Annotated in this window: 13 protein-coding genes and 1 riboswitch; of the genes, 11 read left to right on the top strand and 2 right to left on the bottom strand. The window is 46.2% G+C overall.

The features are described 5' to 3' along the window. Window positions 1–42: 42 nt before the first annotated feature. Window positions 43–220, top strand: a riboswitch (Lysine riboswitch). A 93-nt stretch (window positions 221–313) separates the two neighbouring features. The 7 genes from lysC to Q5L94_RS03350 all read left to right on the top strand — a co-directional run bounded on the left by lysC (window position 314) and on the right by Q5L94_RS03350 (window position 7,643). Continuing rightward, window positions 314–1,654 carry a lysine-sensitive aspartokinase 3 gene (gene lysC, locus Q5L94_RS03380; protein ID WP_317497062.1) on the top strand — a complete coding sequence of 447 codons (1,341 nt, stop codon included), beginning with the start codon at window positions 314–316 and terminating at the stop codon, window positions 1,652–1,654. A 288-nt stretch (window positions 1,655–1,942) separates the two neighbouring features. Then, complete coding sequence (locus Q5L94_RS03375; RefSeq protein ID WP_317497061.1) at window positions 1,943–2,740, top strand: undecaprenyl-diphosphate phosphatase; 798 nt, start codon at window positions 1,943–1,945, stop codon at window positions 2,738–2,740. A gap of 11 nt (window positions 2,741–2,751) precedes the next feature. Next, a complete protein-coding gene (locus Q5L94_RS03370; protein ID WP_317497060.1) occupies window positions 2,752–3,579 on the top strand; it encodes an ion transporter in 828 nt (275 codons plus the stop codon). Beyond that, on the top strand, window positions 3,563–4,279 hold the full coding sequence (locus Q5L94_RS03365) for a SprT family zinc-dependent metalloprotease (protein WP_317497059.1): 717 nt from the start codon (window positions 3,563–3,565) through the stop codon (window positions 4,277–4,279). The genes Q5L94_RS03370 and Q5L94_RS03365 overlap by 17 nt, the downstream gene beginning before the upstream one ends. Window positions 4,280–4,291: 12 nt before the next feature. After that, window positions 4,292–4,732 (top strand): VOC family protein, encoded by a 441-nt coding sequence (locus tag Q5L94_RS03360; RefSeq protein WP_317497058.1) that lies wholly within the window; start codon window positions 4,292–4,294, stop codon window positions 4,730–4,732. Window positions 4,733–4,821: 89 nt separating this feature from the next. Next, a complete protein-coding gene (locus Q5L94_RS03355) occupies window positions 4,822–7,047 on the top strand; it encodes an NADP-dependent isocitrate dehydrogenase (RefSeq protein ID WP_317497057.1) in 2,226 nt (741 codons plus the stop codon). Between the two features lie 125 nt (window positions 7,048–7,172). Next, a complete protein-coding gene (locus tag Q5L94_RS03350) occupies window positions 7,173–7,643 on the top strand; it encodes a hotdog fold domain-containing protein (protein WP_317497056.1) in 471 nt (156 codons plus the stop codon). On the opposite strand, the gene Q5L94_RS03345 is transcribed toward Q5L94_RS03350, so the two are convergent. Together Q5L94_RS03345 and Q5L94_RS03340 are read right to left on the bottom strand one after the other, a co-directional pair. Further along, window positions 7,633–8,949, bottom strand: coding sequence for a M24 family metallopeptidase (locus tag Q5L94_RS03345; protein WP_317497055.1), 1,317 nt, complete (start codon window positions 8,947–8,949; stop codon window positions 7,633–7,635). The genes Q5L94_RS03350 and Q5L94_RS03345 overlap by 11 nt on opposite strands. Before the next feature lie 67 nt (window positions 8,950–9,016). Further along, the gene (locus Q5L94_RS03340) at window positions 9,017–10,570 is read right to left on the bottom strand and encodes a peptide MFS transporter (RefSeq protein ID WP_317497054.1); all 1,554 of its coding nucleotides are present in this window, start codon (window positions 10,568–10,570) and stop codon (window positions 9,017–9,019) included. A 365-nt stretch (window positions 10,571–10,935) separates the two neighbouring features. Here Q5L94_RS03340 and Q5L94_RS03335 point away from each other — a divergent pair, with 365 nt between their 5' ends. The 4 genes from Q5L94_RS03335 (at window position 10,936) to acnD (ending at window position 16,381) form a co-directional block, all read left to right on the top strand. After that, a complete protein-coding gene (locus tag Q5L94_RS03335) occupies window positions 10,936–11,625 on the top strand; it encodes a GntR family transcriptional regulator (RefSeq protein WP_317497053.1) in 690 nt (229 codons plus the stop codon). Next, window positions 11,622–12,500: a methylisocitrate lyase gene (gene prpB / locus Q5L94_RS03330; protein ID WP_317497052.1), complete on the top strand. Its 879-nt coding sequence runs from the start codon at window positions 11,622–11,624 to the stop codon at window positions 12,498–12,500. Before Q5L94_RS03335 ends, prpB begins: the two co-directional genes overlap by 4 nt. 78 nt (window positions 12,501–12,578) lie before the next feature. Beyond that, complete coding sequence (prpC, locus tag Q5L94_RS03325) at window positions 12,579–13,703, top strand: 2-methylcitrate synthase (protein ID WP_317497051.1); 1,125 nt, start codon at window positions 12,579–12,581, stop codon at window positions 13,701–13,703. A gap of 83 nt (window positions 13,704–13,786) precedes the next feature. Continuing rightward, window positions 13,787–16,381, top strand: coding sequence for a Fe/S-dependent 2-methylisocitrate dehydratase AcnD (gene acnD / locus Q5L94_RS03320; protein ID WP_317497050.1), 2,595 nt, complete (start codon window positions 13,787–13,789; stop codon window positions 16,379–16,381). Window positions 16,382–16,390 lie beyond the last annotated feature (9 nt).

The raw sequence follows: 16,390 nt of genomic DNA, 5'->3' as shown, positions 1-16,390 counted from the left end.
TGCAAATGAATTGACCGCGCTTTATTTGGCGTGGTCTAATTCAGACCGAGAAGAGGTGCGTACATCAGGGACTTTTGAACTTAGGCCGCCAAAGCCAGATTTAAGTCGAAAGAGAGGGGATGTCACGCCGAGGTAATATTGTCATTTTGGCGCAATGTTGCCGGTTGCAGGGTTTGAACACCCGCAACTGTCACCTTTAAGGTGGAGAGCTTCTGGTGTTTGCATCCCGCTTTGGTGGCTATATACAGCCGCTAATATCTTTCTGCAAAGCCTAAGTTCTCCGAACACTTTTTGTTTTGTTCGGGAGAAAACTGTGACTTTTATCGTTTCAAAGTTCGGAGGTACAAGCGTCGCTGATTACGCTTCAATGCTCCGCTGTGCTGAAATTATTCAAAGTAACTCATCTATCCGTCTGGTGGTTGTCAGTGCCTGTGCCGGTGTAACTAATCGTTTAGTCGCGATAGCAGACCTGCAGGGAAGGCAAGTAGAAAAGCGATTAAATGAGATATACCAGATTCATTACGCTATTCAAAAAAAGCTCAAAAATGCCAATCAGGTGAAAAAATCATTAGAGCAGCTGCACCATAAACTCGCTCTTCATTGCCAAAAAACTACGGTAGGCCGAGCTTCATGGCGGGATGAACTGCTGAGCTTTGGTGAGCGTTGTTCCAGTCTGCTATTTTCTTCACTACTTGTTGAACAGGGACTGCGCTCCAGTACTCTCGATGCCCGGCAACTACTTAAAACCAACAGTGATTTTGGTCGCGCTCAACCGGATGAAGTTACCACCAAATCTCACTGTCTGGAGCAGAAACAAAAACTTGAATCCGACGGCGTGTGGGTAACTCAGGGGTTTATTGGTTCTGACGAAAATGACCAGACAACGACTCTGGGCCGCGGCGGGAGTGATTACAGCGCCGCACTTTTAGCGGCAGGCTTTAATGCAACTGATTTACAAATTTGGACCGATGTTGCCGGCATTTATACTACCGACCCAAGAGTTTGTGCCAGCGCACGTGCTATCGCGGAAATGAGCTTTTCTGAAGCGGCAGAGCTGGCAACCTTTGGCGCTAAAATACTGCACCCCTCAAGCCTGGCTCCGGCAATAAAGAACGACATTCGCGTCTTTATTGGCAACAGTCAGGACGCGCTTGCTGGCGGAACTTATATTTCTGCCAGCCCGACAAGCCGACCTGATGTTCGCGCGGTTGCACTGCGCCGTGATCAGACCTTAGTGACAATTCATAGTTTGAATATGCTGCACGCAAGCGGCTTCCTGGCGAGGCTTTTTGAAATACTGGCTCGGTATAACGTGAGTGTTGATTTGGTTACCACCTCAGAAGTGAGCATTGCGTTAACTCTGGATGAAGGCGGCAGCGTTGCAAATGGGCAGGCTTTACTACCCGCCGCAGCCCTGGAAGAATTGGAGCAGTTTTGCCGGGTGGAAGTGGAAACAGGGTTATCTTTGGTTGCTATTATTGGTAACGGTATTGGGCGCGACGCACACATTAGCCAGCTAACGTTTAACAGTGTTAATGATTATGCAGTGAGGTTAATATGTCAGGGAGCCAGTGAACATAATTTGTGCTTCCTTGTCGCAGACAGTGAAGGTGAGAATGTCATTCGCACTTTGCATGACAGAATATTGGGTTAACAATGTGTAAATAGCCGTCTATTTTTTGAATGCATAAACTATAGCTGAAGAGACTCTGGCAAGGATATCGGCTCTTTTTGTTGCTTCGAGAATGAGTGTAGGGGGCAAAAGCAACCTCCTTTGAAGTCACCGAACAGTCGTCTGGTTACGAAATATCTCAGCCACAGGTAGTGAAGTTTGGTGAAGGCAAATGTGAAGCCTAATCGCTTAATGTTACTTTCGTTCTGAGGACGAAACTGCCTATAATGCTCACTTTCTATTTGAGCAGAATGAAAGCGAGCATTATTAATGGATTTCTTACAGTCGATCATCCTGGGGATTATTCAGGGAATAACCGAATTTCTTCCAATCTCCAGCTCTGCTCACTTAATTTTAATGCCGATACTTACTGGCTGGCACGATCAGGGCGTAGGCTTTGATCTTGCCGTTCATGTAGGTACCTTGCTCGCCGTAATTTTGTATTTTCGCAAAGATGTCAGTGAACTCTTTGTTGACGGACTTCGTTCTATTGCTGCACGCCAGCATGTTGGACAAAGCCGGTTGGGCTGGGCCGTTGTTGTTGGAACTATCCCCGCCTGTATCGCCGGAATACTGTTACTGGATTACATAGACACCGCACTAAGAGCTGTGGGTGTTATCATCACCACTACAGTTGTGTTCGCCGTGCTGTTAGCGGTCGCAGATCGTTTTGCGCGGGGCAGCCGGACTTTGCAGGATATTGGTTTTAAAGACGCGATTATTGTCGGTCTTGCTCAGGCTTTGGCACTTATTCCGGGAACCTCACGATCTGGAGCAACGATAACCGCCGGGTTATTTTTAGGTCTTAGCAGGGAGTCGGCCTCGAAGTTTTCATTTTTTATGGCCATTCCAATTACGACTGCGGCGGCTTTGGTCAAATTATTAACCATAGCTTCAGAGTCTATAGCGGTAGATTGGTTAGGTTTTCTGGTTGGCGGCATAGTGTCCTTTTTAACCGCCATTACGGCTATTCACTTCTTCCTTAAGTGGCTAAATGCGTTCGGTATGTGGCCTTACGTTATCTACCGTCTAGTCTTAGCGGTTGTCTTGTACTTACTGTTCTTCTGAGTTGTTACTTTATGTACGAAAAAATAAAAAAGCAGTTATTTCACCTTAAAAGTAACAAAATATTTGAAGCGCTGGTGGTTGCCGTCATCATTATTTCGGCATTAGAAATTGGCGCAAAAACATACGAATTACCAGCCTTTGCTAACAGTCTGACCTTCGGTCTGGACCTTTTTATTACCTTGTTTTTCTTAATTGAAATAACCATCCGTTTCATTGCTGAAGACAATAAAAAAGCGTTTTTCAAAGACGGCTGGAATGTGTTTGATACTCTGGTCGTGCTGGTCAGTCTTATTCCAATTAATGACTCGGAACTGGCTTTGCTGGCGCGTTTAGTGAGGATTTTCCGGGTACTGCGGATGATATCCATTATTCCGGAATTGAGAACCTTAATAAACTCCTTATTAAAAGCGCTTCCGCAGATGGGCTATGTTGTGCTTCTGATGTTTATCATCTTCTATATTTACGCTGCGGTAGGCAGTTATTTATTCGCCGATATCAATCCATTTTTATGGGATAACATTGCCACTTCAATGCTTACGCTGTTCAGGGTGATGACCTTTGAAGACTGGACTGACATTCAGTACGAAACCATGGAAGTGTATGGCTGGAGCTGGATTTACTACATGACCTTTATTTTCCTGACGGCTTTTGCGTTCTTAAATATGGTTATTGGTATTGTGATTAATGTCATGGATAAAGAGAGTCGGAAAATTGAACTTGCTCAGGAAGGCTTGGATGAAAACGGTGTGGAAAAAGAACCGTCGATTACTGATCTGCAACAGGAAATTCGCGAATTGAAACAACTGATAGTGGCTCAGCAGGATGCCGAAAGAAAGTAAAAGCCTATACAGCGCGGAGCTTTTGATTAACGGTATTCCTGTAACGGTAAAGAGTAAGCGCATAAAAAATATGTACTTAAGGGTGCGTGCTCCCTCAGGTGATGTTGAGGTGTCTGCCCCCCGACAGTGTTCGTTAAATGAAATTGAACGCTGGCTGTTTGAACGTCACGACTGGCTGATAAAGCAACGAAAAAGAATTGCTTTGCAGCCGGCTCTGCCAGAGTTGCAGTTTATTTCAGGAGAGGAACACAAGCTTTGGGGGGAAAATCACCCCCTGGACGTTGTGGTAAAAAAACGCGGGACCTCGGTTAAACGGCTCGGTGATCGTTTACGGCTGATTTCTTTGCCGCATTACAATGCGGATCAGCGTAAGCAGGTAATGGATCGTTGGTATCGAGAGCAAATTACCCAAGAAGTTAAAGCGTTGCTGGATATCTGGCAGCCGCTAATGGGGGCATACAGCAGTAGCTTTGGCATCAGAGCAATGAAAACCCGCTGGGGCAGCTGTAATATTCGCAGCAAAAAGATATGGTTAAACCTGGAATTAGTTAAAAAGCCGGTAAGCTGCCTTGAGTACGTGGTAGTTCATGAGCTAACACACCTTTTTGAGCGTTATCATAACGCGCGCTTCTACGCGTTAATGGATAGCTTTCTTCCCGACTGGCGTGAACGAAAAAAGCTGACCAATCAGCTTCAATAAAAGGAATGAATTATGCAGTATTTACATACGATGGTGCGTGTACATGATTTGGAGCAATCCTTAAATTTCTACTGTGATTTACTCGGCTTAAAGGAAGTCAGCCGCAAGGATGTGGAAAAAGGCCGTTTTACCCTGGTTTTTTTAGCCGCGCCGGACGATATCGAAAGAGCAAAGAAAGATCAGGCTCCTATGCTGGAGCTTACTTATAACTGGGATCCACAAACCTACCGAGGCGGTCGTAATTTTGGTCATTTAGCCTTTCGAGTCGAGAATATTTACGAGCTTTGCAAAAAGCTGATGGATAATGGTGTCATTATCAACCGTCCGCCGCGAGACGGTCACATGGCTTTTGTTCGCTCACCGGACAATATCTCTATTGAGCTTTTACAGAAAGGCGATAATTTGCCGCCGGAAGAGCCGTGGACGTCTATGGAAAACATTGGCGAATGGTAATTAAAGGGCAGATCCTCTATAATCTTCGCCACAAAACTATGTAAGTAAATGAAGCAATTTTTACTTTGGTCCAATAAATAGGAATGACTATGTCGACTGATAAAGCAAAGATTATTTATACTGAAACGGACGAGGCACCACGTCTTGCAACGTACTCGTTTCTGCCTTTTATTGAAGCATTTACTAAAGCTGCAGGTGTTTCAGTTGAGACTCGTGATATTTCTTTGGCTGGTCGTATTATTTCGCAGTTTCCGGAGTACCTGACCGAAGAACAACGTCAGTCAGATGCTTTAGCTGAACTGGGCGAAATGGCGAAAACCGCAGAAGCCAATATTATTAAGTTGCCAAACATCAGCGCGTCTATTCCGCAGATGACAGCCTGCATCAAAGAATTGCAAAACCAGGGCTACAAACTGCCGGACTACCCGTTTGACCCGCAAACCGATGAAGAGAAAGACGTTCGTTCACGTTACGACAAAGTGAAAGGCAGTGCGGTTAACCCGGTATTACGTGAAGGTAACTCTGACCGTCGCGCACCAAGCGCTGTAAAAAACTATGCGAAGAAGCATCCGCATCGTATGGGCGAGTGGTCTAAAGATTCTAAATCACACGTTGCTCACATGAACGAAGGTGACTTCTACGGTAGCGAAAAGTCTGTGACGTCAGCCAGCGATGATACTTTCAAGATTGTTTTTGAAAGTAATGGTGAGCAAAAAGTACTGAAAGAATCAGTGCCAGTACTGGCTGGTGAAGTGGTTGATGCGGCGACTATGAGCAAGAAGAAGCTACAGGCTTTCTTTGAAAAAGAAACGGTAGCGGCAAAAGAGCAGGGCGTATTGCTGTCATTGCACTTGAAAGCCACTATGATGAAAGTTTCTGATCCAATTATGTTTGGTCACGCGGTACGTGTTTTCTATAAAGATGTTTTAGAAAAACACGCCGATGTAATGAAAGAAATTGACTTTGACCCAAGCAACGGTATTGGTGACCTTTACGGCAAGCTGGATAAGCTGACTGCCGAGCAACGCGATGCCATTGAAGCAGACATGAACGCGGTTTATGCGAAGCAGCCTGAACTGGCTATGGTCAACTCGCATAAAGGCATCACTAACCTGCACGTTCCAAGTGACATTATCATCGACGCATCTATGCCGGCGATGATCCGTGATTCTGGTAAAATGTGGGATACGAATGATAGCCAGCAAGACGCAAAAGCAATGATTCCAGATCGCAGCTATGCTGGTGTTTATCAGGAAACCATCGATTTCTGTCGTGAAAACGGTGCCTTTGACCCTGCAACTATGGGTACAGTACCTAATGTTGGCTTAATGGCGCAAAAAGCAGAAGAGTATGGCTCGCACGATAAAACCTTTGAAATTCCCGCCGACGGCGTGGTGAAAGTTTTCAATAAAGCTGGTGATGTCGTTTTCGAACACAACGTGGAAGAAGGTGATATCTGGCGCATGTGTCAGGTGAAAGACGCACCGATTCGCGACTGGGTTAAGCTGGCGGTGAACCGTTCACGCTTAAGTGGTATGCCGGCAATATTCTGGCTGGACAGCAACCGTGCACACGATGCTCAGTTAATTAAGAAAGTGGAAGAGTACTTAAAAGAGCACGATACCGATGGTCTGGACATTCAGATCATGGCGCCGGTTGAAGCGACTCGCCATACGCTACAGCGTGTGAAAGAAGGCAAAGACACCATTTCTGTTACCGGTAACGTATTGCGTGACTACCTGACTGACTTGTTCCCAATTCTGGAACTGGGCACCTCAGCGAAAATGCTGTCAATTGTTCCGTTAATGAATGGCGGTGGTTTGTTTGAAACGGGTGCCGGCGGTTCAGCGCCTAAACACGTACAGCAGTTTGTTGAAGAAAACCACTTACGTTGGGACTCTTTAGGTGAGTTTTTGGCGTTAGCAGCGTCTCTTGAGCACTTAAGCCGTACTTTTGATAACAAGCGTGCGCTAGTACTGGCTGACAGCTTAGATGTGGCAACAGCTAAGTTCCTGGAAGAAAACAAATCACCGTCACGTAAAGTGGGTGAAATTGATAACCGTGGCTCACATTTCTACCTGGCAATGTACTGGGCAGAAGCACTGGCTAACCAGAACGATGATGCAGAACTGAAAGAACGCTTCAGTAAGCTGTTTGACAAACTGTCTGGCAACGAGCAGGCGATTATCAATGAACTGAATGAAATTCAGGGCGTTAAAGTGGACATTGGTGGTTACTACCAGCCAAATACCGATAAGGTATCAGCAGCAATGCGTCCATGTTCAGTATTAAATGAAACACTTGGCAGCTTATAATTTGTAGTAAGCTAGAAACTTAAGAAGCAGGCTTCGGCCTGCTTTTTTTATATCTGTATTTTTTGTCTGTACATTAGTACATTCTGAAACAAGGTTTTCATTAACACAGGTCTGGAGTAACGATTTTGGCAACTGGCAACTACCTTATTAATTTGTACGAACGCTGCTTAAAGCTACCTTTTGGGCGTAAGATTTTTTCGGCAATGTTTGCCCGAAAAGCGCCTTACTTTAAAACAATTAAGCCGCTTATTACTGAGTTAAGGCCGAACTTTTGTCAACTGACGTTTAAGAAGCGAAAGGCGGTACAGAACCATATTGGTACGGTACACGCTATTGCTGTTTGCAACGGTATGGAAATGGCGATGGGAGCATTAGCCGAAGCTTCGATTCCAAAACATCTTCGCTGGCTACCGAAAGGCATGAATGTGCAGTATCTGGCGAAAACAGACAGCGATGTGACCATAGAAGCATCTAGCTCAGAGTCCACCTGGCAACCGGGCGATCAGCTCATATCGGTAGAAGCCAAGCGCAGCGACGGCACGGTTGTAGCCGCCGGGCATATTACTGTTTATGTTTCAGAAAAGCCTAGTCGATAAGATGAAAGGACTGCTGTCTGCCGTTTAGGTAACTAACACCATCACCATCAAAAAATGCATCCTCTTCCAGCATGATGGTGATGGCTTTATCCTCGAATGTGGTTTTGTTATTAAGTTCTATAGAATAAGCCGTATTAGAAAATAGCGGGTATTCGCCACCGCCTGGTATAGCGTACTGTTTATCCCACATGCCAATGGTAGGCCCTGATCCATGGCCGTAATAACCTATAGGATGGGTATAAATCATAGGCTCCAGACCCTCGCTTCTGGCCTCTTCCAATGCCGCAAGCAAAATGTCATTGCCTGTACGTGTCTCTTCAAACTGTTCTGTCAGAATATCCTGTAGTTTATTAGCGTTTGCTAACGCTTGTTTTAGTGCATCAGGTGCGTCTGACTCGCCTTCTTTTAAAACATAAGCATGTTGCTGAGTATCGGTATTTAAACGCAGGTACGTAATGCCAAAGTCCACGTGCAGTAAATCGCCGGGTTGTATGGTAACGCCGGTCGAACGAGGGTTGCCTGGTTGAGGATCATCGATGCGCTGCACACTCACTGAAGGATGGAACCAAACTGGCAGATTTTCTTGTGCAGCACGTTCACGGAACCACCACTGAAGATCTTCTGTGGTGGTTTCACCAACTGAAACCACTTTGCTTGAAAATCCCTCAGCGATAATTTGATGAGCAAGCTTAACGGCATTACGATAATAGGGCAGCTCTGCTTCTATTCGCTTTTCAAGCCAGGAAACGGCTAGCGGTTCAGCACTCACAATTCTATTTTTTAGATTATCGGGTAAAGCGGCCACAAAAAGTTCTTTATCCGTTGCTGTAATCCCGTCGGCCTGAGCAAAGTCTTTCGACTGATTAATTGCAATAGAACCTGGGCTACGCTCTGTAATGACTTCCGTCAGACGTTGCCATTGATTAGGCTGTTGCTCCGGATTCCAGGCACTTTTAAACACCTCGCCAACGTTGTAACGGGCTATTGCTAAGGTTTCCAGGCTCTCACCCTTGCCTGGGTTATGGATAACTAAGATGGTTCTTCGTCTGGCAGATAACCAGTCGCTGGGCAGGAAGGTTTTAAGTACAGGATCCTCGTTATATTCGCGACTTATTAGTACCCACATATCAATGCCGGTCTGTTGCATTAACTCCGGAAGCAGTTTCTGCACACGTTGCTGAAGCAGCTCATCAACGATCTCTGCGCGTTGCTTAAGGGGCAGGGGACTTATATTTTCTGCAAGTAGGCTGGCGGAAAAAACAGTACCGTAAGTTAGGCTGGCTAATAAAATAAGTTTTTTTAGCATAAGTGCTACCGATAATAAAAAAGGGACCCGAAGGCCCCTTTCTAGCAGTTTTTCACAAAGAAGTGAATTATGGTTTGCCTACTGGCTCATTGGCATCGATGACCGCACCAGGGTGCTCGTCTTCACCATCGTCCGGCGCCAGCTTTTCCCATTTACGGGTAAACAGAGCCAATACGAATACAACCGCACCGACGCTCACACCGAATACGAAGATAGTCCAGTAAAGTTCTGGCATCGCCTGTGGGTTTTCCGGGTCAAGACCACCCGCCAGAAGACCAGCAATGACGTTACCCATGGCATAAGTCAGAACGAAAACTCCCATTAACTGTCCAGCCATACGCTTGGGCGATAATTTACTGACCGCACTCAATGCTACCGGGCTTAAACAGAGCTCACCTACAGTATGGATAAAGTAGACCGCGACTAACCAGTATGGAGCCACTTTCATGCCACTTGCCGCTGCTTGTGATGCAAAGAACATGACAATGAAACCAGTCGCCATAATGATAAGGCCAATCGCACTTTTGAAGCCATAGGATGGGTTAATCATGCGCTTGCTGAGGTTTATCCAAAGTGCTGCGAAGAAGGGTGACAAGGCAACCAAAAAGAAAGAGTTCAGCGATTGGAACCAAGTGGTTGGAATTTGAAAGTCGCCAACCATACGATCGGTTAAGTCTCGCGCAAACAAGTTGAATGAAGAACCTGCTTGTTCAAAGCCTGCCCAGAACATGGTTGAGGCAATACAGACCAGAAATAAGGCGCCGAGTCGCTTCATTTCATCTTTGGTCAACTTACCAAAAATGAATATTGATAGGTAATACACAAAAAAGATAATAGTGAAAATAACAGCGACATTACCAGCTACTAGAGTTGGGTCTATGGCAACGTAGTCAGTCAATGCTAAATACGTGAAAACCGCTAAACCAGCCAATAAGAGCCAAATAACTCCCCAGGTGCGCTTTGCCGCTTTGGGACCAAGAGGTTTAGGCGGTTTTGCTCCAACGTTGCCAAGTTTAGGTTTAGTCAGTTTGTACTGAATAAGGCCAAATGCCATACCAATAGCGGCTGCGCCGAAGCCCCAGTGGTAACCGGCATTTTCCATAAGGTAACCGGTAACGATGTAACCGATAATCGAACCGATGTTAATACCCATATAATAAAGCGTATAACCACCGTCGCGACGGTCATCGTCGGAGCTATATAACTGGCCAACCATGGCGGTGATGTTTGGTTTCAATAAACCTGTGCCAAGTACCACCAAAATCATACCAACAAAGAAACCAGCCTTACTCGGTATGGCCAATACAATGTGGCCAAGCATAATAATGATGCCGCCGTACCAGGTGGCGCGCTGTCCGCCTAATAATCGGTCAGCTATCCAACCGCCAGGTAGACCCATAAAGTATACGGCACCGGTGTACAAACCGTAGATGGCTGTTGCTGAGGCGACGGTGAATGCTATACCGCCTTCTTGTAAGCTTGCGGTCATAAAAAGAACCAGCAATGCGCGCATACCGTAGTAACTCATGCGCTCCCACATTTCGGTAAAAAACAGGGTTTGTAAGCCCCCTGGTTGTCCGAAAAAACTTGCGTCTTTGTCGACTATTTTTGTTGGATCCATTGTTATTATCCGTTTAGTTATTGAAACTTTGGTCCTGTTCGACTTTGGTCTAAGTCAAAAAAAGTGGCGTTACTTTACTAGCGACCGCCGTGAAATAAAACCGAAAACGATGAAATACTCAATTTTTGGGGTGTTTATCCTCTGGTATGCCCTCGCGAAATGCCACTGGTTTATGGCTTTTGGCATGCTAATTTATTCGAACATGTCGGTCTCTGTAGTCCTGATAAAGTGATAGCTGCTATATTGAAAGGTATTAGTGATAAAAACAATCGATTTTAGATTGTCGACAATCTAATTTGATTTGCCTTGCAAACATGGTGTTTTTCATGGAAAATATTTGAATCAACAATTACTGTCGACAATTAATGCAAATAGTCAGCCCTTTAGAACGTTCCGCCATTACTTCATCAGACCGCGTTTTGTTTGAAATACAGCGCGCTATTGTCGAAGGAGATATCGCGGCGGGTTGTAAAATTAGCGAACCGGAGCTTGCCCGACGCTTCAATGTCAGCAGAGCGCCATTGCGTGAGGCTTTGGCCCGGCTCGAACGCTGCCATCTTATTGAACGAATTCCGAACGCTGGTGCCAGAGTGGTTACCTTGTCTATGGATGGATTAATTTCGTTATATCAAATTCGGGAAGAGCTTGAAGGCCTGGCCTGTCGTTTAGCGGCAGAGCAAATGCCTGATAATGAAATAGACGAGTTAAGACAGCTTTTAGATAAGCATCTGGAAACTCAACGGGTTCGTGAAGGTGAAAGTTACTATCAGGAAGCCGGCGATCTCGACTTCCATTATCGCATTATACTCGGCAGTAAAAATCAGTATTTAATTAATATGCTTTGCGACGAACTCTACTATCTTGTCCGTATGTATCGAGTGCAGATGGGTATGAATGGTCCGAGAGTTTCGCGCGCCTTCGATGAACATAAAGCCATTATTAATGCTATTGCTAATCGCGATGGTGAATTGGCCGATCTGCTAATGCGCCGTCATATAGGCGCATCTCGTAAGAATATTGAATTACGGTTACAAACAGAAAAGGAAACATCATGACTCATATGACAAGCCCGGGTGCTAAGTTGCGCCAAGCAATTGCCGACGAAAATCCTTTACAGATTGTTGGCACCATTAACGCTTACACAGCAATGATGGCAGAAAAGGTTGGGCACAAAGCGCTGTACCTGTCTGGTGCCGGCGTGGCGAATGCGTCTTTTGGCTTGCCTGACTTAGGCATGACATCGTTGAATGATGTTTGTGAAGACATTCGTCGTATTACTGCGGCAACCGATTTACCTCTGTTAGTTGATGCTGATACTGGCTGGGGCGGGGCATTCAATATTTCCCGTACGGTTAAAGAAATGACACGTGCCGGTGCTGCCGGAATGCATATTGAAGACCAGGTGGCTCAAAAACGCTGTGGACACCGTCCAAACAAAGAAATTGTGACTCAGGAAGAAATGGTTGACCGCGTTAAAGCCGCAGTTGATGCGCGCATTGATGACCAGTTTTTGATTATGGCGCGTACCGACGCACTGCAACAACAAGGACTGGAAGCCGCCATTGAACGTGCTCAGGCTTGCGTTGATGCCGGCGCTGACGCCATTTTTGCAGAAGCTGTCCATACACTTAACCAGTATAAAGCTTTCACCGAAGCGCTGAATGTGCCGGTTCTGGCAAATATCACTGAATTTGGCGCAACGCCACTGTTTAATAAACAAGAATTAGCTGACGTTGGGGTGGAAATTGTTCTTTACCCTTTAAGTGCTTTCCGGGCAATGAACAAAGCCGCACTGAACGTCTACAATAGTATTTTAGAGAACGGTGACCAGAAAGCCGTGGTTGATAATATGCAGACTCGCGCAGAGCTGTACGACTTTTTGAATTATCACGATTTTGAAGAAAAATTAGATCAGTTATTTAAGAAATAATACGACGTAGCCTGACGTTAACGTCAGGTGAAATATCGAATACAAAAGACTTTGTAAAATTAAGAAGGGAACAACATTATGGCAGAGAAGAAACTAAGCGGCGCAGGTTTGCGCGGACAGTCAGCCGGCGAAACGGCATTATGTACCGTTGGTAAAAGTGGCTCAGGTTTAACCTACCGTGGCTATGACATTTCTGAATTGGCGGAAAAAGTCAGTTTTGAAGAAGTGGCTTACCTTTTAGCTAAAGGTGAGTTACCGAATAAGCAGCAGCTAACTGATTACAAAAAGCGTTTGAAGTCACTGCGTACTTTACCTCAGGAAGTTAAAGACGTACTTGAGCGTATTCCAAAATCAGCACATCCAATGGATGTTATGCGTACTGGTTGCTCTATGCTGGGCAACCTGGAAACAGAAGAAAGCTTTGATGAAGCTGACGATCACATCGAACGTCTGCTGGCGACTTTCCCGGGTATCGTATTGTACTGGTATCGTTTTACTCATGACGGTGTTCGTATTGATACCGATTCTGAAGAAGAGTCTATTGGTGCACACTTCCTGCGCTTGTTACACGACAAAGCGCCTTCTGAGCTGCATGCTGCGGTAATGAATACGTCATTAATTCTGTATGCTGAGCATGAGTTTAACGCATCAACCTTTACGGCTCGTGTTTGTGCTTCAACCTTATCTGACATTCACTCTTGTGTGACCGGTGCCATTGGCTCATTACGTGGCCCACTTCATGGTGGTGCAAACGAAGCGGCAATGGAGCTGATTGAAGGCATGAAAGACGCTGACGATGCAGAGCAGAAGTTGAAAGGCATGCTGGAGCGCAAAGAGAAAATCATGGGCTTTGGTCATGCGATTTACCGTGACTTTGATCCGCGTAACGATGTCATTAAAGCCTGGTCTAAGAAATTGTCCGAAGAAGTGGGCGACAGTCGCTTATATGATGTGTCTGTACGTTGTGAGAAAGTCATGTGGGACGAGAAGAAACTGTTCCCGAATGCTGACTTCTTCCATGCATCGGCTTATCACTACATGGGTATTCCAACCAAATTGTTTACACCAATCTTTGTCATGTCGCGTGTTACCGGCTGGACCGCTCATGTGAAAGAGCAGCGTGCAAACAACCGTATTATCCGCCCAAGTGCCGATTATACTGGCCCAGAGCCGCGTAAAGTTCCGGCTTTAGAAGAGCGTTAATCTGTTCTTTGACTGATAAATAGTACAGGAGCAGTCATCTACTGCTCCTTTTTTCGTTTAACGATGACGATAAGTGGTAACTCATGACTTCATACCGTAAAAAACTCGCTGGTACTACGCTCGAGTACTTTGATACTCAAGCCGCGGTAGATGCGATTGAACCAGGGGCCTATGCGCGCCTGCCTTATACTTCCCGTGTATTAGCTGAAAACCTAGTCCGTCGCTGCCCGGCGGATATTCTGACGCAATCGTTAGAACAGTTGATTTACCGCAAAAAAGAACACGATTTCCCATGGTTTCCGGCACGCGTTGTCTGTCATGATATTTTAGGTCAGACAGCCTTAGTGGATTTAGCCGGATTGCGTGACGCCATTGCAGAAAAAGGTGGGGACCCCGCCAAAGTGAACCCTGTGGTTCCAACTCAGTTGATTGTTGACCACTCACTAGCAGTTGAGCACGCAGGCTTTGATAAAGACGCTTTCGAGAAGAACCGGGCTATTGAAGACCGTCGTAACGACGATCGGTTTCACTTTATTAACTGGACCAAAACCGCGTTTAAAAACGTTGATGTGATTCCTCCGGGCAACGGCATTATGCACCAGATCAATCTGGAGAAAATGTCACCGGTCGTGCAGGTTCGCGACAATGTTGCTTTTGTGGATACCTGTGTGGGTACTGACAGCCATACGCCAATGGTTGATGCCTTAGGTGTTATCTCTGTAGGTGTTGGCGGCCTCGAAGCGGAAAGCGTTATGTTGGGGCGTGCATCTTATATGCGCTTGCCTGACATTGTAGGTGTTGAGCTTAGCGGTAAGCTGCAACCGGGTATCACCAGTACAGACTTAGTGTTGGAAATGACCGAATTCTTGCGTAAAGAGCGTGTTGTTGGAGCCTATCTGGAGTTTTACGGTGAAGGTGCAGAAGCCTTAACGGTAGGCGACCGTGCCACCATCTCAAATATGACCCCGGAATACGGCGCGACTGCGGCCATGTTCTATATTGATGATCAAACCATTGATTACTTAAAGCTGACCGGTCGTGACGATGACCAGGTAGAGTTGGTTGAACACTTTGCCAAAGAGACGGGATTGTGGGCTGATAGCCTGAAGTCTGCCGAATATGGGCGGGTGCTTAAATTCGATTTATCAAAAGTTAAGCGTAACCTGGCCGGGCCATCGAACCCGCATTCGCTGTTACCTGCATCTGAATTGTCTGAGCGTGGTGTAGCTAAGCATATCGAAAACCCGGAAGAGGGCAAAATGCCTGACGGCGCGGTGATCATTGCGGCAATTACCAGCTGTACCAATACCAGTAACCCGCGCAATATGATTGCTGCTGGCCTCATTGCCCGAAACGCGAACAAACTGGGGTTAACCCGTAAGCCGTGGGTAAAATCATCGCTGGCTCCGGGCTCCAAAACGGTCAAAATGTATCTGGAAGAAGCTGAGCTGTTGCCTGAACTGGAAGATTTAGGCTTTGGCGTGGTGGCGTTTGCCTGTACTACCTGTAACGGCATGAGTGGTTCGTTAGACCCGAAAATACAGCAGGAAATCATCGACCATGACTTGTTCTCCACAGCGGTGTTATCCGGTAACCGTAACTTTGACGGGCGTATTCACCCCTATGCTAAGCAGGCGTTTTTGGCGTCTCCACCATTGGTCGTAGCCTACGCCATAGCGGGTACCATTCGCTTTGATATTGAGAAAGACGTTCTGGGCATTGACCCTGACGGTAACCCGGTAACGTTGAAAGACATTTGGCCAAGCGACGAAGAAATTGATGCCATTGTGAAACAAAGCGTTAAACCTGAGCAATTCCGTAAGGTGTATGATCCTATGTTTGACCTGTCGGTTGATTATGGTGAGAAAAACAATCCGCTGTATGACTGGCGTCCACAAACCACTTATATTCGTCGTCCACCGTACTGGGAAGGTGCATTAGCTGCAGAACGTACCATGAAGGGTATGCGTCCGTTAGCAGTGTTAGGCGACAACATCACCACCGACCATTTGTCGCCGTCAAACGCCATTATGGCCGACAGTGCGGCGGGTGAATACCTGGCGAAAATGGGCGTACCGGAAGAGGACTTTAACTCTTACGCAACACACCGTGGTGACCATTTAACAGCGCAACGCGCGACTTTTGCGAACCCGAAACTGTTTAATGAAATGGTGAAGGGTGAGGACGGTAAGGTGATTCAGGGCTCGCTGGCACGCATTGAACCTGAAGGGAAAACCGTGCGCATGTGGGAAGCCATTGAACACTATATGGAAAATAAACAGCCGTTGATTATTGTGGCCGGTGCCGACTATGGTCAAGGCTCGTCACGCGACTGGGCGGCAAAAGGTGTGCGCTTAGCGGGTGTTGAAGTCATTGTTGCTGAAGGCTTTGAACGCATCCACCGTACCAACCTGATTGGTATGGGCGTACTGCCGCTGCAATTCGAAGAGGGCACAACTCGTAAAACACTGAGTATTGATGGCACTGAAACCTTCGATGTGAAAGGTACGCCAGAAGCCGGTGCAAGACTGACATTGGTTATTCATCGTGCCAATGGTGACAGTGAAGAAGTACCGGTGCAGTGTCGCTTAGACACTAAAGAAGAAGTGTCTATTTATGAGGCTGGTGGTGTACTGCAGCGTTTTGCGCAGGACTTTTTAGAAGCAGAAGCAAGCTAAGGAGTTCTA

Origin of the sequence: Idiomarina sp. Sol25 (assembly GCF_033052775.1) — a bacterium.
Taxonomy (GTDB): Bacteria; Pseudomonadota; Gammaproteobacteria; order Enterobacterales; family Alteromonadaceae; genus Idiomarina.
This window is presented reverse-complemented; position numbering and strand designations above follow the sequence as displayed.